At 54.4% G+C, this 20389-nt stretch carries 19 protein-coding genes; 5 read left to right on the top strand and 14 right to left on the bottom strand.

Annotated elements, in window-relative coordinates; translation table 11 throughout:
* Positions 1-4: 4 nt before the first annotated feature.
* From atpD to asnC, 12 genes are all read right to left on the bottom strand, one after another.
* Complete coding sequence (gene atpD / locus AC3WS9_RS22420; protein WP_095284097.1) at positions 5-1387, bottom strand: F0F1 ATP synthase subunit beta; 1383 nt, start codon at positions 1385-1387, stop codon at positions 5-7.
* A gap of 26 nt (positions 1388-1413) precedes the next feature.
* Positions 1414-2277, bottom strand: a complete 864-nt coding sequence (gene atpG / locus AC3WS9_RS22415; protein WP_095284095.1) for a F0F1 ATP synthase subunit gamma — start codon at positions 2275-2277, stop codon at positions 1414-1416.
* A gap of 50 nt (positions 2278-2327) precedes the next feature.
* Positions 2328-3869: a F0F1 ATP synthase subunit alpha gene (gene atpA, locus AC3WS9_RS22410; protein ID WP_100778298.1), complete on the bottom strand. Its 1542-nt coding sequence runs from the start codon at positions 3867-3869 to the stop codon at positions 2328-2330.
* A 12-nt stretch (positions 3870-3881) separates the two neighbouring features.
* A complete protein-coding gene (gene atpH, locus AC3WS9_RS22405) occupies positions 3882-4415 on the bottom strand; it encodes a F0F1 ATP synthase subunit delta (RefSeq protein WP_282494074.1) in 534 nt (177 codons plus the stop codon).
* A 14-nt stretch (positions 4416-4429) separates the two neighbouring features.
* Positions 4430-4900 carry a F0F1 ATP synthase subunit B gene (atpF, locus tag AC3WS9_RS22400; protein WP_095284091.1) on the bottom strand — a complete coding sequence of 157 codons (471 nt, stop codon included), beginning with the start codon at positions 4898-4900 and terminating at the stop codon, positions 4430-4432.
* 47 nt (positions 4901-4947) lie between these two features.
* The gene (gene atpE, locus AC3WS9_RS22395; RefSeq protein WP_000429386.1) at positions 4948-5187 is read right to left on the bottom strand and encodes a F0F1 ATP synthase subunit C; all 240 of its coding nucleotides are present in this window, start codon (positions 5185-5187) and stop codon (positions 4948-4950) included.
* A 50-nt stretch (positions 5188-5237) separates the two neighbouring features.
* Entirely contained in the window at positions 5238-6053 is an 816-nt protein-coding gene (gene atpB / locus AC3WS9_RS22390) for a F0F1 ATP synthase subunit A (RefSeq protein ID WP_282494075.1), read from the bottom strand.
* A gap of 8 nt (positions 6054-6061) precedes the next feature.
* On the bottom strand, positions 6062-6442 hold the full coding sequence (gene atpI / locus AC3WS9_RS22385; RefSeq protein WP_282494076.1) for a F0F1 ATP synthase subunit I: 381 nt from the start codon (positions 6440-6442) through the stop codon (positions 6062-6064).
* A gap of 616 nt (positions 6443-7058) precedes the next feature.
* Complete coding sequence (gene rsmG, locus AC3WS9_RS22380) at positions 7059-7682, bottom strand: 16S rRNA (guanine(527)-N(7))-methyltransferase RsmG (RefSeq protein ID WP_492490283.1); 624 nt, start codon at positions 7680-7682, stop codon at positions 7059-7061.
* 119 nt (positions 7683-7801) lie between these two features.
* Positions 7802-9691 carry a tRNA uridine-5-carboxymethylaminomethyl(34) synthesis enzyme MnmG gene (mnmG, locus tag AC3WS9_RS22375; protein WP_492490282.1) on the bottom strand — a complete coding sequence of 630 codons (1890 nt, stop codon included), beginning with the start codon at positions 9689-9691 and terminating at the stop codon, positions 7802-7804.
* 373 nt (positions 9692-10064) lie between these two features.
* A complete protein-coding gene (gene mioC / locus AC3WS9_RS22370; protein WP_282494079.1) occupies positions 10065-10514 on the bottom strand; it encodes an FMN-binding protein MioC in 450 nt (149 codons plus the stop codon).
* Positions 10515-10603: 89 nt separating this feature from the next.
* Complete coding sequence (gene asnC / locus AC3WS9_RS22365; RefSeq protein WP_088221282.1) at positions 10604-11062, bottom strand: transcriptional regulator AsnC; 459 nt, start codon at positions 11060-11062, stop codon at positions 10604-10606.
* A 150-nt stretch (positions 11063-11212) separates the two neighbouring features.
* Between asnC and asnA the strand changes: the two genes are divergently transcribed.
* Positions 11213-12205, top strand: a complete 993-nt coding sequence (gene asnA / locus AC3WS9_RS22360; protein WP_282494080.1) for an aspartate--ammonia ligase — start codon at positions 11213-11215, stop codon at positions 12203-12205.
* A 2-nt stretch (positions 12206-12207) separates the two neighbouring features.
* On the opposite strand, the gene viaA is transcribed toward asnA, so the two are convergent.
* A complete protein-coding gene (gene viaA / locus AC3WS9_RS22355; RefSeq protein WP_285146308.1) occupies positions 12208-13659 on the bottom strand; it encodes an ATPase RavA stimulator ViaA in 1452 nt (483 codons plus the stop codon).
* Positions 13653-15149: an ATPase RavA gene (gene ravA / locus AC3WS9_RS22350; protein ID WP_492490281.1), complete on the bottom strand. Its 1497-nt coding sequence runs from the start codon at positions 15147-15149 to the stop codon at positions 13653-13655. Before ravA ends, viaA begins: the two co-directional genes overlap by 7 nt.
* A gap of 222 nt (positions 15150-15371) precedes the next feature.
* On the opposite strand from ravA, the gene kup reads away from it, so the two are divergent.
* The 4 genes from kup to rbsC all read left to right on the top strand — a co-directional run bounded on the left by kup (position 15372) and on the right by rbsC (position 20368).
* Positions 15372-17240 (top strand): low affinity potassium transporter Kup, encoded by a 1869-nt coding sequence (kup, locus tag AC3WS9_RS22345; RefSeq protein WP_492490280.1) that lies wholly within the window; start codon positions 15372-15374, stop codon positions 17238-17240.
* A gap of 225 nt (positions 17241-17465) precedes the next feature.
* Entirely contained in the window at positions 17466-17885 is a 420-nt protein-coding gene (gene rbsD, locus AC3WS9_RS22340) for a D-ribose pyranase (RefSeq protein ID WP_125914997.1), read from the top strand.
* Positions 17886-17892: 7 nt separating this feature from the next.
* Positions 17893-19398 carry a ribose ABC transporter ATP-binding protein RbsA gene (gene rbsA / locus AC3WS9_RS22335; protein WP_492490357.1) on the top strand — a complete coding sequence of 502 codons (1506 nt, stop codon included), beginning with the start codon at positions 17893-17895 and terminating at the stop codon, positions 19396-19398.
* Positions 19399-19402: 4 nt separating this feature from the next.
* Positions 19403-20368: a ribose ABC transporter permease gene (gene rbsC, locus AC3WS9_RS22330; protein ID WP_492490279.1), complete on the top strand. Its 966-nt coding sequence runs from the start codon at positions 19403-19405 to the stop codon at positions 20366-20368.
* Positions 20369-20389 lie beyond the last annotated feature (21 nt).

The raw sequence follows: 20389 nt of genomic DNA, 5'->3' as shown, positions 1-20389 counted from the left end.
GGCGTTAAAGTTTTTTGGCTTTCTCGACAGCTTCATCGATGGTGCCAACCATATAGAACGCCTGCTCTGGCAGGTGATCGTATTCGCCTTCCATGATGCCTTTAAAGCCACGGATGGTATCTTTCAGCGATACGAATTTACCCGGAGAACCGGTAAAGACTTCTGCAACGAAGAACGGCTGGGACAGGAAGCGCTGGATCTTACGCGCACGTGCTACCACCAGTTTGTCTTCTTCAGACAGTTCGTCCATACCCAGGATCGCGATGATGTCTTTCAGTTCCTGGTAACGCTGCAGGATGGACTGAACGCCACGCGCGGTGTCGTAGTGTTCCTGACCAACAACCAGTGGATCCAGCTGACGGCTGGTGGAGTCCAGCGGGTCAACGGCCGGGTAGATACCCAGAGACGCGATCTGACGGCTCAGTACCACGGTTGCATCTAAGTGAGCAAAGGTGGTGGCTGGAGATGGGTCAGTCAAGTCATCCGCAGGTACGTATACCGCCTGTACGGAGGTGATAGAACCGGTTTTGGTAGAAGTGATACGTTCCTGCAGAACGCCCATCTCTTCCGCCAGAGTCGGCTGATAACCTACCGCTGATGGCATACGGCCCAGCAGTGCAGATACTTCAGTACCGGCCAGGGTGTAACGGTAGATGTTATCAACGAACAGCAGTACGTCACGACCTTCGTCACGGAACTTCTCAGCCATAGTCAGGCCGGTCAGTGCCACACGCAGACGGTTTCCTGGTGGCTCGTTCATCTGGCCGTAAACCAGGGATACTTTATCCAGAACGTTGGAGTCGGTCATTTCGTGGTAGAAGTCGTTACCCTCACGAGTACGCTCACCCACGCCTGCAAACACGGAGTAACCGGAGTGCTCGATCGCGATGTTACGGATCAGCTCCATCATGTTTACGGTTTTACCTACACCCGCACCACCGAACAGACCGACTTTACCGCCTTTTGCAAACGGGCAGATCAGGTCCATTACTTTGATACCAGTTTCCAGCAGTTCCTGAGAGCTTGACAGCTCTTCGTAGGAAGGCGCTTCGCGGTGGATCGCCCAACGCTCTTCTTCGCCGATGTCGCCTTTCATGTCGATCGGCTGACCGAGCACGTTCATGATACGACCCAGCGTTGCTTTACCAACCGGGACTTCGATCGGGTGCTCAAGGTCTTTAACTTCCAGACCACGACGCAAACCGTCAGAAGAACCCATGGCGATGGTACGCACGATACCACCACCGAGCTGCTGCTGAACTTCCAGCACCAGGCTCTCATTACCATTCTGAACCTCAAGAGCATCGTACACGCGCGGTACGGCATCCTGAGGGAATTCGACGTCAACCACGGCGCCGATTACCTGGACAATTTTTCCAGTAGCCATCTTGAATCCTCTACGAATTAACCTGGTTATACCGCGGATGCACCACCGACGATTTCGGTGAGTTCCTGAGTAATGCTGGCCTGACGAGCTTTGTTGTATACCAACTGCAGCTCTTTAATCAGGCTGCCGCCATTGTCGGTCGCGGCTTTCATCGCCACCATACGTGCGGCCTGCTCGCTGGCCAGGTTTTCTACCACGCCCTGATAAACCTGAGATTCAACGTAACGACGCAGCAGGGTATCCAGCAGCGGTTTCGGATCGGGTTCATACAGGTAATCCCAGGCTTTATGTTTTAACTCTTCATCTTCTGATGCCGGCAATGGCAGCAGCTGAGTGAGGGTCGGAACCTGAGACATGGTATTAATAAATTTGTTGCTGACCACATACAGTCTGTCCAGACGGCCTTCATCGTAGGCCTGCAACATCACTTTTACCGGGCCGATCAGTTCGGACAGGGATGGGTTATCACCCATGCCGGTCACCTGAGCGACAATGTTGCCACCCACTGAATTAAAGAAAGAAACGCCCTTGGAGCCGATCATCGCGATATCGCTCTGAACGCCTTTGTCGGACCAGACTTTCATTTCAGCCAGCAGCTTTTTGAACAGGTTAATGTTCAAGCCACCGCACAGACCACGGTCGGTAGACACCACCAGGTAGCCCACGCGTTTAACGTCGCGTTCTTCCAGGTAAGGATGCTTATATTCCAGATTACCGTTCGCAAGGTGACCAATCACTTTGCGCATGGTATCTGCATAAGGACGGCTGGCCGCCATGCGCTCCTGCGATTTACGCATTTTGGAAGCGGCGACCATTTCCATCGCTTTAGTGATCTTTTGCGTGTTCTGGACGCTTGCGATCTTACTACGTATCTCTTTTGCGCCGGCCATGAGCTTCTCCTCAATGCCTTGCGGCCTGTCCTAAGACAAGCCGCCGGACGTTACCAGGACTGGGTTGCTTTGAAGGAATCGAGGATAGCTTTCAGCTTGCCTTCGATTTCGTCGTTATAGCCACCGGACTGGTTAATCTCTTGCATCAGCGGAGCGTGATCACGGTCAACGTAAGCCAGCAGTGCGGCTTCAAAGCTACCGATTTTCGCCAGTTCCACATCTTCGAGGTAACCGCGTTCAGCCGCGAACAGCACCAGGCCCTGTTGTGCAACAGACATTGGGGCATACTGTTTCTGTTTCAGCAGCTCGGTCACTTTCTGACCATGGCTTAACTGCTTACGGGTCGCTTCATCCAGATCGGAAGCGAACTGAGAGAACGCAGCCAGTTCACGATACTGTGCCAGAGCGGTACGAATACCACCGGACAGTTTCTTGATGATCTTAGTCTGAGCAGCACCACCCACACGGGATACGGAGATCCCTGGGTTAACCGCAGGACGAATACCGGAGTTGAACAGGTTGGTTTCGAGGAAGATCTGACCATCGGTAATGGAAATTACGTTGGTCGGAACGAACGCAGAAACGTCACCCGCCTGAGTTTCGATAATCGGCAGTGCAGTCAGGGAGCCGGTTTTACCTTTAACTTCACCATTGGTGAACTTCTCAACGTACTCAGCGTTAACGCGGGATGCGCGCTCCAGCAGACGGGAGTGGAGGTAAAATACGTCGCCCGGGAAGGCTTCACGTCCTGGTGGACGACGGAGCAGCAGGGAAACCTGACGGTAAGCAACAGCCTGTTTAGACAGGTCATCGTACACGATCAGTGCATCTTCACCGCGGTCACGGAAGTATTCGCCCATTGCGCAACCGGCATATGGCGCCAGGTATTGCAGTGCAGCAGATTCAGAAGCGGTTGCAACCACCACGATGGTGTTTGACAGCGCGCCGTGCTCTTCCAGTTTACGAACCACGTTGGAAATGGTGGACGCTTTCTGGCCGATAGCCACGTACACGCATTTGATGCCGGAATCGCGCTGGTTGATGATCGCATCGATTGCCATCGCGGTTTTACCGGTCTGACGGTCACCGATGATCAGTTCACGCTGACCACGACCGATTGGGATCATGGCATCAACGGATTTATAACCCGTCTGAACTGGCTGATCAACGGACTGACGTTCGATAACGCCTGGTGCGATAACTTCGATTGGCGAGAAGCCATCGTTATCAACCGGGCCTTTACCGTCGATTGGTGCACCCAGGGTGTTCACCACGCGACCCAGCAGGCCACGGCCGACTGGAACTTCCAGAATACGACCAGTACATTTGACTTTCATGCCTTCGGCAAGGTCAGCGTACGGGCCCATCACTACAGCACCTACGGAGTCGCGCTCCAGGTTCAGTGCGATAGCGTAACGGTTACCCGGCAGGGAAATCATCTCACCCTGCATACAATCGGCCAGGCCGTGGATGCGGATAACACCGTCACTTACAGAAACAATAGTACCTTCGTTATGAGCTTCGCTCACAACACTGAACTGAGCAATGCGCTGCTTGATCAGTTCGCTGATTTCGGTGGAATTCAGTTGCATGCTCCAGTCCCCTTAAGACTGCAAGACGTCTGCAAGGCGTTCAAGACGGCCGCGTACGCTGCCATCAATGACCATATCACCCGCTCGGATGATTACGCCTGCCATTACAGACTTATCGATTTTGCAATTCAGCTTAACTTTGCGTGACAGACGTTTTTCCATCGCGGCGGAGATCTTCGCAAGCTGTTCTTCACTCAGTTCATTCGCAGAGGTTACTTCAACTTCGGCGGTAGCTTCACTGAGGGCACGTAAGTGCTGGAACTGCTCGAGAACATCAGGGAGCACTCGCAGACGACCATTTTCAGCCATGACCTTAATCAGGTTCTGGCCGTTGTCATCCAGTTGCTCACCACAAATGGCGATAAACGATGCAGCAAGGGTTTCGGGTGCTAACGCACCGGAAAGCATCTCAGCCACTTGCTCGTTTTTCGTTACCTCAGCGGCAAACGCCAGCATATCCTGCCAGCGATCGACATTTTGGTGTTCGACAGCAAAGTCAAAAGCTGCTTTGGCGTAGGGGCGAGCTACCGTAACAAATTCAGACATCAGCCCCTCCCTCCTTACAGTTCAGCGACAAGTTTGTCCACGATGTCGCTATTAGCAGCTTCATCCACGGAACGTTCGATGATCTTCTCGGCGCCAGCAACAGCCAGAATCGCAACCTGCTTACGCAGTTCTTCACGAGCACGTTTACGCTCAGCATCAATTTCAGCCTGAGCTTGTGCAACGATCTTGGTACGTTCCTGTTCTGCTTCAGCTTTGGCTTCGTCCAGGATCTGAGCACGGCGTTTGTTAGCCTGTTCAATGATTACCTGAGCTTCACCTTTCGCTTTTTTCAGCTGGTCTGTCGCGTTGGCCTGTGCAAGGTCCAAATCTTTCTTAGCGCGCTCTGCGGAAGCCAGACCGTCAGCAATTTCTTTCTGACGTTTCTCGATGGCTGCCATTAAAGGCGGCCATACATACTTCATGCAGAACCAGACAAAGAGAATAAACGCGATGGCCTGGCCGAGGATTGTTGCGTTCATGTTCACAGCACAATACCTCTTTAATTTCTGTGGCTTGGGTTTTTAAAAACGAGTTACGCGACAGCAAACATCACGTACAGACCCAGACCTACAGCGATCATCGGGATTGCATCCACCAGACCCATAACGATAAAGAACTGAGTACGCAGCAGAGGAATCAGATCCGGTTGACGCGCAGCGCCTTCCAGGAATTTGCCCCCGAGGATGCCGATACCGATCGCAGCACCGATAGCCGCCAGACCCATCATCACAGCGGCAGCCATGTACAGCAGATCCATATTCAGGTTTTCCATGACAGTCTCCAGTTTGTTTCAATAAAAACGTAGTAGTGGTGGTTAAAAAATCAGTGCTCTTCAGACGCCATCGACAGATAGACGATCGTCAGAACCATGAAGATAAAGGCTTGCAGCGTAATGATCAGGATGTGGAAAATGGCCCAGGGCACATTCAGAATCCACTGTGACCACCACGGCAGAAGACCCGCGATCAGAATGAAAATCAGCTCACCCGCATACATGTTACCGAACAGTCGCAGACCGAGTGAAACCGGTTTGGACAGCAGGCTTACGCCTTCCAGGATCAGGTTGACCGGAATGAACGCCCAGTGGTTGAACGGCTGCAAGGTAAGCTCTTTCACAAAGCCGCTTACGCCTTTCATTTTGATGCTGTAGAAAAGAATCAGGATGAATACGCCCAGCGCCATGGACAGGGTGATGTTCACGTCAGCAGACGGAACCACACGCAGTGCCGGCAGGCCGAGAACATGCTCACCGATGTACGGCAGCAGGTCGATAGGCAGAAGGTCCATCAGGTTCATCAGGAAGACCCAGACGAAGACAGTCAGCGCCAGCGGAGCAATCAGCTTGCTCTTACCGTGATACATGTCTTTGACGCTGCCATGAACGAAGCCGATGACTAACTCGATAGCCGTCTGGAATTTCCCTGGAACACCGCTGGTCGCCTTTTTAGCAACGCTACGGAACATGGCCAGGAACAACAGACCCAACACCACCGAGAAGAACATGGAGTCAATGTTGAGCGTCCAGAAGGTGGCCGGGGGGTTATGCGGATCCACCAGCGAGAATGTACGCAGGTCCATCTGAAGGTTCGTCAGATGGTGACCTATGTAATCCTGCGGCGTCATATTTTCTGAAGCCATGATGCCTTTTACCCTTTGTTGTTGATTACAGCTGGCGCCAGAATTTGTACCACCAGCACCAAAACCCACGTCACGATCAGCGGCAAAAATACCACTTTCAAAACAGCCAGCGCCACCACCAGGAAGGCGAAGGTCAGCAACACCTTACACACTTCGCCAAGAGCGAAGGACCAGGCCACGCGGCCTTTGGCAGGTGTATGCGCCTGATGACGCCAGGCAAAAATCATAAACAACATGTTTGGCAAAACCACTGCCAAACCTCCACACACTGCGGAGATGCCCCAGAAGGGGTCTTTGAGGCAGAACAGCAGTCCACTTGCTATCACAGCCAGAAACTGAATGAACAGAAGCTTACGAGCAACGTTTCGACTCAAGAGCGACACAGACATCACGTTTTTACTCCTGCTCCCTTCGAGGTATGTCGCGTGTCGTATAAAACGTCCTTTAACGCTCAGAGTCAAGCATCAAAAAGCGGTCAAATTATACGGTGCGCACCCGTGAATTCAAACATTAAGTAGCGAAAAGGTGAATAAATGTTTAAATAATTTTCCCCACCGCTATTTTTTAACTTTTCGCCAAACCCCACGCAATCCGGGAAAACTGCAAACCGCGTAGAAACGTTGGCGACAAAGCGTGCACGAGATCACAAAATACACATTTACGATAAGGTCATATTTATCAAATCAATAATTTGGTTTAATTCATCTTTATGATATTAAAGATAAATGCCAGTAACTATTTTCAAAACAGCCCCGTACACGACAAAAACCTTTCATTGACATTTTTAATAAATATTTAACATCGCAATCTCGTTACTGAATTCCACTTTTAGCAGACTGATATTTTCAGTGCTGACTATATTTTGGGGGAACAAACGCATTCAGGTTAACGTTTGGGTAATCCCCGGTAACAACAAGGTTAAATTCAGTTCAGGGTGAAGCCCGACTTCGTGCTGCTTTTTAACACTCTAAGAACAGCACGAATTCCGCATTTTTTATGAGATTTTTAAAAATTGTTTGGCTTAATTATCACCAAATGGCGTTCACCATCGAGTTGCGGTACCCGCAGTTTAACAATGGACTCGACGGTATATCCATCAGGGAGTTGGGCGATTTCATCGTCAGGAACCAGTCCTTTGAGCGCGTAAAAACGGCCCTCTTGCGCGGGCAGGTGCTTGCACCAGCTCACCATATCGTTGAGCGAAGCAAACGCGCGGCTGATCACGCCGTCGAACGGTGGCTCGGACGGAAACGCCTCTACCCTGCTCTGGACCGGCTCAATGTTCTCGAGCTTCAGCTCATGCTGGACCTGACGCAGGAAGCGCACGCGCTTACCCAGGCTGTCCAGCAGCGTGAAATGGCACTCCGGGCGCACGATGGATAACGGAATACCGGGCAGACCCGGGCCAGTACCGACATCGATAAAACGCTCACCCTGCAGGTGAGGCGCCACCACTATGCTGTCGAGGATATGACGAATCAGCATCTCGTTGGGATCGCGTACCGACGTGAGGTTGTACGCTTTGTTCCATTTGTTCAGCATATCGACATAGGCCACCAGCTGATTTTTCTGGTGATCGGTGAGCGAAATACCTGCTTCATCCAGCAGACGAGAGAGTTTGTTGAGCACGGTGAATACCTGTTTGAAATAATGAGCCCGGTGGCGCTAGCGCTTACCGGGCCTACGATACGAACTGTAGGGCGGGTTAGCGAAGCGCCACCCGCCAAAATGGCAAAGATTGCCTGCTGTTAAGCGCTGCGGCGCAGCATACCTTGTTTTTTCAGCCATACCAGCAGAATGGAGATCGCTGCGGGCGTCACGCCGGAGATGCGAGATGCCTGGCCGATCGACACCGGTTTGTGATCGTTCAGCTTGGCGATCACTTCGTTGGACAGCCCCGTCACCTGGCGGTAGTCCAGCATTGCCGGCAGCAGCGTGTTCTCGTTGCGCAGCTGTTTCTCGATCTCATCCTGCTGACGCGCGATGTAACCTTCGTATTTGACCTGGATTTCGACCTGCTCGGCCGCTTCGGCGTCGTCCAGACCCGGCGCGAACGGCATCATCTGCACCAGCTTCTCGTAGGTCATTTCCGGGCGGCGCAGCAGATCTTCCCCGCTGGCTTCGCGCGACAGTGGTGCGCTCAAGTGAGCGTTTACTTCGCCTACTGATTCGGTCTGTGGGTTCACCCAGGACGTTTTCAGGCGCTGGCGTTCAGTTTCGATACGCTCCAGCTTGTCGTTGAAACGCGCCCAGCGTTCATCATCGACCAGACCCAGCTCGCGACCCATTTCGGTCAGACGCAGATCGGCGTTGTCTTCACGCAGCATCAGACGATATTCCGCACGTGAGGTGAACATGCGGTACGGTTCTTTGGTACCGAGGGTGCAGAGATCGTCGACCAGCACGCCCAGATAGGCCTGATCGCGACGCGGTGCCCAGCCCTCTTTTTCGGCAGAGAAGCGCGCGGCGTTAAGACCCGCCAGCAGGCCCTGCGCGGCGGCTTCTTCGTAGCCGGTGGTGCCGTTGATCTGTCCGGCGAAGAACAGGCCCTGGATAAATTTGCTCTCCAGTGTCGGTTTCAGATCGCGCGGGTCGAAGAAATCGTACTCAATAGCGTAGCCAGGACGAACGATTTTTGCGTTCTCCATGCCCTGCATTGAGCGAACAATTTGCATCTGCACATCGAACGGCAGGCTGGTGGAGATGCCGTTCGGGTAAATTTCGTTAGAGGTGAGGCCTTCCGGCTCCAGGAAGATCTGGTGCTGGTTACGATCGGCAAAACGCATCACCTTGTCTTCGATCGACGGGCAATAGCGCGGGCCGATCCCTTCGATCACACCGGCGTACATCGGGCTACGATCGAGGTTATTGCGGATCACGTCATGGGTTTTTTCGTTGGTGTGCGTGATGTAGCACGGCACCTGCTGCGGATGCTGTGCAGCGGAACCCATGAACGAGAAGACCGGCATCGGGTTGTCGCCGTGCTGCTCTGCCAGCACGCTAAAATCGATGGTGCGCGCATCAATTCGCGGCGGCGTACCGGTTTTCAGGCGGCTGACGCGCAGCGGCAGTTCGCGAAGACGACGAGACAGGGGAATGGACGGCGGATCGCCAGCACGGCCACCGCTGTAGTTATCCAGACCAATGTGAATTTTGCCATCGAGGAAGGTTCCGACCGTCAGCACCACGGATTTGGCACGGAACTTCAGACCCATCTGGGTCACGGCACCGACGACACGATCGTTCTCGACGATAAGATCTTCCACCGCCTGCTGGAAGATCATCAGGTTCGGTTGGTTCTCCAGCGCAGTACGCACAGCCTGGCGGTAGAGCACGCGGTCTGCCTGAGCGCGAGTGGCTCGAACGGCGGGACCTTTGCTCGCGTTTAGTATCCTAAACTGAATGCCAGCCTGATCGATCGCTTTCGCCATCAGGCCGCCAAGAGCATCCACTTCTTTTACCAGGTGTCCTTTCCCAATGCCGCCAATCGCCGGATTACAGGACATTTGTCCCAGCGTGTCGATATTGTGTGTCAAAAGCAGAGTCTGTTGACCCATACGCGCTGCAGCCATAGCGGCCTCAGTGCCTGCGTGACCCCCGCCAATGATGATGACGTCAAAAGGATCCTGATAAAACATGCTTTCCTGCCTTGCGTAAAGCGGTTTGAAAATGGATTTAAGCCCGGGCCGTGGATTCTACTCAAGTTTAGTCTTTCGAGAAAGCATTGGGATCTTGGCTATTAAAAAGAAGATCTTCTTATTTAGAGATCTGTTTTACTATGATCTCTTATTAGGATCGCCTTCACCTGTGGGTAAGTGGGATCTCATGAGAAAGATCATAAGGATAGAAAGGATCGTTTGCTGTGAATGATCGGTGATCCTGGACAGTATAAGCTGGGGTTAGATCCTCGACTTATACACAGGTCAAAAACCAGACAACGGTTATACCTTGGATAACTACCGGTTGATCCAAGGTTTTAACCAGACTTATCCACATCTGATCGCACGATCTTTAAGCGTTCTTGAGTAAATTAATCCATCCACCCAGCCATTCTTCGGCTGGATCCTCCGGAATATCATGATCGAGGATGTTGATCTTCAGCGTTTCGCCGATCTGTTTTGCCCCACCGGAGATGATCGCGGCTTCGACTTTCTCTACAGCACCGCAAAAGGTGTCGTATTCGCGGCTACCAATACCGATCGCGCCAAAACGCACGCCTGACAGGTCAGGGAGCTGCTCGAGAAGCTCATCATAAAGAGGTTGCAGGTTATCCGGGATATCGCCCGCACCGTGGGTCGAGGTGATCAGCAGCCAGATCCCATCAACAGAAAGATCTTCCAGCAACGGCCCGTGGAGGGTTTCGGTGGAAAAACCGGCATCTTCCAGCTTTTCGGCCAGGTGTTCTGCAACATATTCCGCGCCGCCAAGAGTACTGCCACTGATAAGAGTTATATCTGCCATGATCGCTCGCTCATATAAAGAGGGAAGCATTGTACGCTGTGAGCGAGCTGGGATCTACCTGTGGAAAATGTGGTGATTAAAAGGTGCCGCTACGGGCGGATGGTGCGCATGATCGGGTTCTGCAGGGAGATCAGCGTCTCGGTGGACTGAATTTCATCAATTGTTTGGATCTTGTTGATAAGTACCTGCTGCAGGGCATCGATCGACTTGCACATCACCTTAATAAAGATGCTGTAGTGCCCGGTGGTGTAATAGGCTTCGGTCACCTCTTCCAGGCTTTCGAGCCGGGCCAGCGCCGAGGGGTAATCTTTTGCGCTTTTCAGAATAATGCCAATGAAGCAGCAGACGTCGTACCCGAGCTGTTTCGGACTGACGTCAATCCGCGCCCCGGTAATAATCCCTGCCTGCTTCATCTTCTCGACGCGAACGTGAATTGTCCCCGGGCTGACGCCGAATTGTTTAGCCAGTTCAGCATACGCCGTGCGCGCATTGGCCATTAATGCCTCGAGGATGCCGCGGTCCAGATTGTCGATCTGATAATTTTCCATAGGTTTTTCTTATGAAGATTGAGTAATCCCTCTATTCTAGCGCCTTATTTTAACGAATCAAAAGTGAAGCAGGCTTTTTGTTGTTGGATTATTGAATTGAGTGCCGGTTTTGTTGCTTAATCAATATCAACAGGACGCAGGAGTATAAAAATGAAAACCGCTTATATCGCAAAACAACGCCAGATCAGTTTCGTTAAATCCCATTTTTCACGTCAGCTCGAAGAGAAGCTTGGCCTGATTGAAGTGCAGGCCCCGATCCTCAGCCGCGTTGGCGATGGGACGCAGGACAACTTGTCTGGTTGCGAAAAAGCGGTGCAGGTAAAAGTGAAAACCTTGCCAGACGCCCAGTTCGAAGTGGTGCATTCACTCGCGAAATGGAAACGTCAGACACTGGGACAACACGACTTCAGCGCGGGTGAAGGGCTCTACACGCACATGAAAGCCCTTCGCCCCGATGAAGACCGCCTGACGGCCATCCACTCTGTTTACGTTGACCAGTGGGACTGGGAACGCGTGATGGGTGATGGCGAACGCCACCTGGGCACGCTGAAATCCACCGTAGAAGCTATCTACGCGGGGATCAAAGCGACCGAAGCGGCGGTGAGTGAAGAGTTCGGTCTGGCACCGTTCCTGCCAGATTCGATCCAGTTTGTACACAGCCAGGATCTGCTGAGCCGTTTCCCGGATCTCGACGCCAAAGGCCGCGAGCGCGCGATCGCCAAAGAGCTGGGCGCGGTGTTCCTGATCGGTATCGGTGGAAAGCTGTCAGACGGTCAACGCCACGACGTGCGTGCCCCGGATTATGATGACTGGAGCACCCGCGATGAGCGTGAACTGGCTGGTCTGAACGGCGATATTTTAGTGTGGAACCCGATTCTGGAAGATGCGTTTGAGCTCTCTTCCATGGGGATCCGCGTGGATGCCGACGCGCTGAAACGCCAGCTGGCGACGACGGGGGATGAAGATCGCCTGAAACTCGAATGGCACCAGGCGCTGCTGCGCGGTGAAATGCCGCAAACCATCGGCGGAGGTATCGGCCAGTCGCGTCTGACGATGCTGTTGCTGCAGCTGTCCCATATCGGGCAGGTACAGTGTGGCGTATGGCCGCAGCAGGTTCGTGAAAGCGTCGGTTCCTTACTGTAAAGCTAACGCCGCCAGCGTCTGACCAGGCGGCTACGCAACCCGGTATCAAAGCGCCAGATATGATCGAAGATGCGCATGATGCCGGGTTTTCCATGTTGCGACATGGCGACGGCGTGAAAACGATGCTGGTGATCCCGCTGTAACGACTTCACCTTTGCCACCACCTCATCCGGCAGCCGCTGGGCAATAAAGTCAGAAATCACCACCGCATCTGCGTCATACCAGTCTCCGCCCTGCATACGTTCTGCGATGGCGCGAAAACAGCTGGCGATATCGGTCCCGCCGCGAAAGCGCTGGCTCAAAAAACGGATCGCCTGCTCGATACCCTGCTCACCCGTCAGTTCGTATCCCACCACTTCGCTGGAAAACAGCATAATGAAGCAACGCCGCCGATCGGCGAGGGCCACGCGCATCAGCGCCAGGCAAAAGGCTTTGGCGCACTGTTCGTTAAAGCCGCCCATCGACCCGGAAGTATCGACGCAGACAATAAAAGGTCCGCGCGGCTGCTCGTCAAAATCCTGATGTACGACCGGGCGCTGACTGATTTTCTCGCGCCAGGATTCACCGTGCAGGCGATAGGTCAGGAGCTGCTTCTCCACCAGCCGCCGGTAAAACTCATACTCCAGCTCGGTGATCCCAAGCGTCGCCAGCTCCGTTGGCAGCAGGCGCAAAATGTCATCGCTCTGCTGCAGGCCGTCGACTTGTTCCGGCACGGTGGCCGGTTCGCGCACCAGGGTGCGGAAGGTCTCCATCGGCGCATCTTTCTTCGGCACCGACTTCGCTTCCCGCGAACGGCCAAGCTGTTCGGCAATCTGCATCAGCTCGGGCTGTTGTGCCAGAAAATCGCCGTATTTAACGATCAGCTGGTAGTCGCCGCGCCGAATCTGTCCGGCACTCATATCCCACAGACGCCCGGCGGAGTGTTCGTTCTCCACCAGCACCTGCTCCAGCTGGCCGCTCAGGGTCATGCGCTCCTGAACTTCACTCAGCAGCTGTTCGCGCTCCTCTTCCAGCAGTTGCTGGTTGAGCGACGTGGTCTGCACCACCAGACTGAGCCGCCAGCGCTGTAGAAACAGCGTATGCAGCGCGGGCGTAAACGTGGCGTTGTCCGAGACCAGCGTGCGGGCCTGGGAAGCATAAGGGGAATGCACTTTATCAAGCAGCGCCAGGATCTGCGGGAGCTGGACGATGAACTGGGATGTGGATAGCCGCTGGCATTGCTGGTAGCACGCCACCTCTTCCGTCAGTTCGGGCGGGACTTCGGTCTCTTTCAGCCGCTGACGCAGGTTATCCCGCCAGCGCGGGAGATCGTCGGTGACGGCCTTTTTTATGCGAGGAAACTTCTCAAAGAATGCGGCCAGCTGGGGAGAGGCGAGTAAGGTCAGGACGACCTCTTCAATCAGCCCCTCTTCGCCAACCGCCAGCATCACATTGAGAGTATCCAGCGTTAGCATTGACGCGCCTGTTTGATCTGCGCGCTGACATCCTGCAGGCTGGCTTCGATGCGACCCAACCAGTCGCTATGAATAAAGAGGCATTTTTGCTGTTCGCTAAAGCGCGTGTGCTGCTGGTGCCACTCCGTATCCAGCGCGTCGAGCTGCTGTTTAATCTCTTCCGGCACGCTGTCTGAAGCACTTCCCGGCAGGGCGAGGCGTGATCCCTGTAGGCTCACATCGCGGATCACCAGATGCAAACTGGTATCCACTTCCAGGTTCAGCACCTGGGCAAAGCCGATGCCGTTGAGCTTCCCGCGGATTTCGCCATTTTTGTCCAGCCACAGCGCCAGCGCCTCGCGCTCGATGGTGATGTGTACCACCTGCATGTCATGCAGTTTTAACGGCTGCTGGAGCAGGAGCGTCAGCGTAGTCTCCGTCAGTTCGGTGGGCAGTTCGTAGTGCGGTTTACGCGAGAACATTCCGCCGAGACGGCTCACTTTCAGCGCGGTTTTATCACTTTGCTGCTGTTGAAGCTGGATGCGTCGCTGGGTGATTGCGCCCAGTTGGGTGAGCATCGCCTGCTGCCCCCACGCGTGTCCGGTCATCAAAACGTCCAGCTGCTGCTGCAACAGATGCATCCCTTCGGCATCGTGCCACAGGCAATCTTTCAGCAGGATTAGATCGATGGGGGCGACGGAATCCCGGCCGCTGAACAGGGCGCTGGCCTGCAGCAGGCGAATCGCTTTTTTCCAGCGACGATCTGAGACGTAAGGCGCGGCGGGTAAGAGATCCAGCTGCTGGCGCAGCATAAAGATCAGCTCAAACACCGCGTCCGGCAGTTTTATTTTGCCGATATCCTGCTGCCACTGTTGGTACTCTTCATCCGTCACCTGCAAGGAGGGCGAAACCGGGTTTTCGTTTTCATCCTGCTGGCTCACCAGCAGGGAGCGGAAATTCGATTTGTCCTGCACCTTATCCAGCCACAGGCGGATCAGCATACGGTCATACAGCGCTTCGAGGCTGCTGTCGGCTTCCGGCAGTTCGTTAGACGCTGCCACCAGTAGACGCATCGGGATTTTTTCCTCAAAGGCGCCGTTTCGGAAGCGGCGTTCGTTGATGGCGGTGAGCAGGGTGTTCAGGATTGCCGGGCCCGCTTTCCAGATCTCATCCAGAAAGACAATTTCCGCTTCGGGCAGATAACCCGCCGTTAAGCGCTGATAGCGCCCTTCATCTTTCAGGGCCTGAATCGAGAGCGGGCCAAACACCTCTTCCGGGGTGGAAAAACGGGTCATCAGATATTCGAAGGCGCGCGCGTTCTGGAAGGCAAATTTCAGTCGACGAGCAATCAGGCTCTTGGCGATGCCGGGTGGACCGAGCAGGAACACACTTTCGCCGCTGAGCGCTGCCAGCAAACAGAGCCTAATCGCATGGCTGCGTTCGAAAAGGCCTTTCTCCAGCGCACCGCTGAGGCGGGAAATTCTTTCTGCTAATAAATGTGAGTGAGCCATAATTGTGTTGCGTCCTTTCGGCGTCGTCGCAGCTAATTGATGCGAGTATAGACGTTTCAGCATGGGCTGGTAATAGACTGAAGTGCGGCGCTATTTTCTTTGCGCTACATTAATACGCTTGCATTTAGGGGTACGATCTTGCGATTAATCGTGCATACTGTGCGCCTTTTTGTGGGCCAAGGGACTAAGCACACATTTGTTATACAACGAAAAGACTAGTCTATGAGCAATGATAATAAGCAATCATTACGCGCTATAACGCTGGCGGCCATTGGGGTTGTGTACGGTGATATCGGTACCAGCCCGCTCTATACGCTTCGCGAATGTCTGTCCGGTCAGTTTGGTTTTGGTGTTGAACGTGACGCCGTTTTTGGCTTTTTGTCACTCATCTTCTGGCTGCTGATCCTGGTGGTCTCGGTTAAATATCTCTCTTTCGTCATGCGCGCAGACAACGCCGGTGAAGGTGGGATCCTGACGTTGATGTCCCTTGCCGGTCGTAACACGTCGGCAAAAATGACCTCGTTCCTGGTGATTATCGGCCTGATTGGCGGCAGCTTCTTCTATGGAGAAGTGGTGATCACCCCGGCGATTTCGGTCCTCTCGGCGATAGAGGGGCTGGAGATTATCGCGCCGCAGCTGGATACCTGGGTGGTGCCCCTCGCCATTATTGTGCTGACACTGCTGTTCGCGATTCAGAAACACGGCACAGGGCTGGTGGGTAAGCTGTTTGCACCGATTATGCTGGCCTGGTTCCTGATCCTGGCGGCGCTCGGCCTGCGCGGTATTCTCAGCAATCCAGAAGTGCTGCAGGCGCTGAACCCAATGTGGGCGGTCCACTTCTTCCTCGAATATAAAACGGTGTCGTTTGTTGCACTGGGTGCGGTCGTGCTGTCGATTACCGGTGTGGAAGCGCTGTACGCCGATATGGGCCACTTTGGTAAGCTGCCGATTCGTCTGGCGTGGTTCTCCGTGGTGCTGCCCTCTCTGGCACTGAACTACTTCGGCCAGGGCGCGCTGCTGCTCAAACATCCGGAAGCGATCAAGAACCCGTTCTTCCTGCTGGCTCCTGACTGGGCGCTGGTTCCGATGCTGATCCTCGCCACCCTGGCGACGGTGATTGCGTCTCAGGCGGTGATTTCAGGCGTCTTCTCCCTGACGCGCCAGGCGGTTCGTCTGGGCTATCTGTCGCCGATGCGTATTATTCACACCTCGGAGATGGAATCCGGGCAGATCTACATTCCGTTCATTAACTGGCTGCTCTACTTCGCCGTGGTGATCGTGATTGTCAGCTTCGAGCACTCCAGCAACCTGGCGGCGGCGTACGGTATCGCCGTGACGGGCACCATGGTGCTGACCTCGATTCTCTCCACCACCGTGGCGTATCGAAACTGGCACTGGAACAAGTTCCTGGTGGCGCTGATTCTGATCGGTTTCCTGTGCATCGACGTGCCGCTGTTCTCCGCGAACCTCGACAAAATCGTCTCCGGCGGTTGGCTGCCGCTGACTCTGGGTCTGGTGATGTTCCTGGTGATGACCACCTGGAAGAGCGAGCGCTTCCGTCTGCTGCGCCGTATGCATGAGCACGGTAACTCTCTGGAAGCGATGATCGCCTCGCTGGAGAAATCCCCGCCGGTGCGCGTGCCGGGCACCGCGGTGTATATGTCGCGTGCGCTGAATGTGATTCCTTTTGCCCTGATGCACAACCTCAAGCACAACAAAGTCCTGCATGAGCGCGTGATCCTGCTGACGCTCAGAACCGAAGATGCACCGTACGTGCATAACGTTCGTCGCGTGCAGATCGAGCAGTTGTCGCCGACCTTCTGGCGCGTGGTGGCGAGCTACGGCTGGCGTGAAACGCCAAACGTGGAAGAGGTGTTCCACCGCTGCGGTCTTGAAGGCCTGAGCTGCCGAATGATGGAGACCTCGTTCTTTATGTCCCACGAGTCGCTGATCGTTGGCAAACGTCCGTGGTATCTGCGTCTGCGCGGCAAGCTGTACCTTATCCTGCAGCGTAACGCCCTGCGCGCGCCCGACCAGTTCGAAATCCCGCCTAACCGCGTGATTGAGCTAGGGACGCAGGTCGAGATTTAACATCCGCAATACCTTCCAAAAATGCCGGGTGGCGCTTCGCTTACCCGGCCTACTTTACCCGTAGGCCCGCGCAAGCGTAGCGCCGCCGGGCAATTCTTTTGCTCCCCATTTCACTTAGCGAAACGTTTCGACGTTGATCACAATTCTGTTACGTCATGATGGTTTTCTGAACACCGTTGAGATTAAACTTATTTCAGCGAAACGTTTCGCTAGTGGAGCAAGAAAATGAAGAAAGGTACGGTTCTCAACTCTGAAATCTCATCGGTTATTTCCCGTCTTGGGCATACCGATACGCTGGTGGTTTGCGATGCAGGCTTACCGGTTCCGCGCAGCACAACCCGTATTGATATGGCGTTAACGCAGGGCGTGCCCTCGTTTATGCAGGTACTGGGCGTGGTGACGGCGGAGATGCAGGTTGAGGCGGCCATTCTCGCGACGGAGATCAAACAACATAATCCGCAACTCCACGAAACGTTGCTCAGCCACATTGAGCAACTGCAACAACACCAGGGAAACACCATAGAAATTCGTTACACAACGCACGAACAATTCAAACAACAAACCGCAGACAGTCAGGCGGTGATTCGCAGCGGGGAGTGTTCCCCGTATGCGAATATCATTCTCTGTGCTGGCGTCACCTTCTGAGGCCATCATGGACGCATTATTGCAACTTAAAGGGATCGATAAATCGTTCCCGGGCGTAAAAGCCCTCTCCGGCGCGGCGTTAAACGTTTACTCCGGGCGCGTCATGGCGCTGGTGGGTGAAAACGGCGCGGGCAAATCCACGATGATGAAAGTGCTCACCGGCATCTATGCCCGTGACGCCGGTTCGCTGCTGTGGCTGGGGAAAGAGACCACTTTCAACGGACCTAAATCCTCTCAGGAAGCCGGGATCGGCATCATCCATCAGGAACTGAACCTGATCCCGCAGCTCACCATTGCGGAAAACATCTTCCTGGGCCGCGAGTTCGTAAACCGCTTCGGCAAAATCGACTGGAAAAAGATGTACGCCGAGGCCGACATTCTGCTGGCGAAGCTGAATCTGCGCTTCAAAAGCGACCGTCTGGTGGGCGACCTGTCTATCGGCGATCAGCAGATGGTCGAAATCGCCAAGGTGCTGAGCTTCGAGTCAAAAGTCATCGTCATGGATGAACCGACCGACGCCCTGACCGATACCGAAACCGAATCCCTGTTCCGCGTGATCCGTGAGCTGAAATCTCAGGGACGCGGGATCGTCTATATTTCCCACCGCATGAAAGAGATCTTCGAGATTTGCGATGACGTCACGGTGTTCCGCGACGGGCAGTTCATCGCCGAGCGCGAAGTCTCCTCCCTGACCGAAGATACGCTGATCGAGATGATGGTGGGGCGTAAGCTCGAAGAGCAGTATCCACGCCTCGACAAAACGCCGGGCGCGGTTCGCCTTAAAGTCGACAACCTTTGCGGGCCGAGCGTGAACGATGTCTCCTTTACTCTGCGTCAGGGAGAAATCCTCGGCGTGGCAGGATTGATGGGCGCCGGTCGTACCGAACTGATGAAAGTCCTGTACGGCGCGCTGCCGCGCACCAGCGGTTACGTCACCCTCGATGGTCACGAAGTGGTCACTCGCTCACCGCAGGATGGGCTGGCGAACGGCATCGTCTATATCTCCGAAGACCGTAAGCGCGACGGCTTAGTGCTGGGCATGTCGGTAAAAGAGAATATGTCCCTGACGGCGCTGCGCTACTTCAGCCGCAGCGGCGGCAGCTTAAAACACAAAGACGAACAGCAGGCAGTCAGCGATTTTATCCGCCTGTTCAACGTCAAAACACCATCGATGGAACAGGGGATCGGTCTGCTCTCCGGCGGGAATCAGCAGAAAGTGGCGATTGCCCGCGGCCTGATGACGCGTCCGAAAGTGCTGATCCTCGACGAGCCAACCCGTGGCGTTGACGTCGGCGCCAAGAAAGAGATTTATCAGCTGATTAATCAGTTCAAGGCTGACGGTCTGAGCATCATTCTGGTCTCTTCCGAGATGCCAGAAGTATTAGGCATGAGCGATCGCATTATGGTTATGCATGAAGGGCATCTCGGCGGTGAATTCACTCGCGAGCAGGCCACCCAGGAAGTTCTGATGGCTGCCGCTGTGGGCAAGCTTAATCGCGTGAATCAGGAGTAAGAAGATGACTACCCAGGCTGTTACTGGTCGCCGCTATTTCACTAAAGCATGGCTGTTGGAACAAAAATCGCTGATCGCCCTGCTGGTGTTGATCGCGATTGTGTCGACCATGAGCCCGAACTTTTTTACCGTTAATAACCTGTTCAACATTCTCCAGCAGACGTCCGTCAACGCCATTATGGCCGTGGGCATGACGCTGGTGATTTTGACGTCGGGAATCGACCTGTCCGTCGGTTCTTTGCTGGCGCTCACCGGCGCGGTAGCGGCCTCGATTGTAGGGATTGAGGTCAACGCGCTGGTGGCCATTGCGGCTGCGCTGGCGTTAGGTGCGGCTGTCGGTGCGGTCACCGGGATGATTGTGGCAAAAGGCCGCGTGCAGGCGTTCATCGCCACGCTGGTGATGATGCTGCTGCTGCGCGGCGTGACGATGGTTTACACCAACGGCAGCCCCGTCAATACCGGCTTTACCGACAACGCCGATCTGTTTGGCTGGTTTGGTATCGGTCGTCCGCTGGGTATTCCGACGCCAGTGTGGATTATGGGGATCGTCTTCCTGGCGGCGTGGTACATGCTGCACCACACTCGTCTGGGCCGTTATATCTATGCCCTGGGCGGTAACGAAGCGGCGACGCGTCTTTCCGGCATCAGCGTCAATAAAGTCAAAATTATCGTCTATTCCCTGTGCGGTCTGCTGGCATCGCTGGCGGGTATCATCGAAGTGGCGCGTCTCTCTTCTGCGCAGCCGACGGCGGGGACGGGATATGAGCTGGATGCGATTGCCGCAGTCGTGCTGGGCGGTACCAGCCTCGCGGGCGGTAAAGGTCGCATTGTTGGGACATTGATCGGCGCACTTATCCTTGGCTTCCTGAATAATGGTTTGAATTTATTAGGTGTTTCTTCCTATTACCAGATGATCGTTAAAGCAGTGGTGATTTTGCTGGCGGTTCTGGTAGACAACAAAAAACAGTAACTGACGACACTACAGGACATC

This window comes from Lelliottia sp. EB106-05-01-XG201 (genome assembly GCF_058791735.1).
This window is presented reverse-complemented; position numbering and strand designations above follow the sequence as displayed.

Bases quoted from the DNA above. Each gene is read 5' to 3' on its own strand.
- atpE (WP_000429386.1), bottom strand. From the start codon at position 5,187: ATGGAAAACCTGAATATGGATCTGCTGTACATGGCTGCCGCTGTGATG.
- ravA (WP_492490281.1), bottom strand. From the start codon at position 15,149: ATGGCTCACTCACATTTATTAGCAGAAAGAATTTCCCGCCTCAGCGGT.
- kup (WP_492490280.1), top strand. From the start codon at position 15,372: ATGAGCAATGATAATAAGCAATCATTACGCGCTATAACGCTGGCGGCC.
- rbsD (WP_125914997.1), top strand. From the start codon at position 17,466: ATGAAGAAAGGTACGGTTCTCAACTCTGAAATCTCATCGGTTATTTCC.
- atpA (WP_100778298.1), bottom strand. From the start codon at position 3,869: ATGCAACTGAATTCCACCGAAATCAGCGAACTGATCAAGCAGCGCATT.
- atpG (WP_095284095.1), bottom strand. From the start codon at position 2,277: ATGGCCGGCGCAAAAGAGATACGTAGTAAGATCGCAAGCGTCCAGAAC.
- atpB (WP_282494075.1), bottom strand. From the start codon at position 6,053: ATGGCTTCAGAAAATATGACGCCGCAGGATTACATAGGTCACCATCTG.
- atpD (WP_095284097.1), bottom strand. From the start codon at position 1,387: ATGGCTACTGGAAAAATTGTCCAGGTAATCGGCGCCGTGGTTGACGTC.
- asnC (WP_088221282.1), bottom strand. From the start codon at position 11,062: ATGGAAAATTATCAGATCGACAATCTGGACCGCGGCATCCTCGAGGCA.
- rbsA (WP_492490357.1), top strand. From the start codon at position 17,893: ATGGACGCATTATTGCAACTTAAAGGGATCGATAAATCGTTCCCGGGC.
- atpH (WP_282494074.1), bottom strand. From the start codon at position 4,415: ATGTCTGAATTTGTTACGGTAGCTCGCCCCTACGCCAAAGCAGCTTTT.
- mioC (WP_282494079.1), bottom strand. From the start codon at position 10,514: ATGGCAGATATAACTCTTATCAGTGGCAGTACTCTTGGCGGCGCGGAA.
- atpI (WP_282494076.1), bottom strand. From the start codon at position 6,442: ATGTCTGTGTCGCTCTTGAGTCGAAACGTTGCTCGTAAGCTTCTGTTC.
- rbsC (WP_492490279.1), top strand. From the start codon at position 19,403: ATGACTACCCAGGCTGTTACTGGTCGCCGCTATTTCACTAAAGCATGG.
- viaA (WP_285146308.1), bottom strand. From the start codon at position 13,659: ATGCTAACGCTGGATACTCTCAATGTGATGCTGGCGGTTGGCGAAGAG.
- mnmG (WP_492490282.1), bottom strand. From the start codon at position 9,691: ATGTTTTATCAGGATCCTTTTGACGTCATCATCATTGGCGGGGGTCAC.
- asnA (WP_282494080.1), top strand. From the start codon at position 11,213: ATGAAAACCGCTTATATCGCAAAACAACGCCAGATCAGTTTCGTTAAA.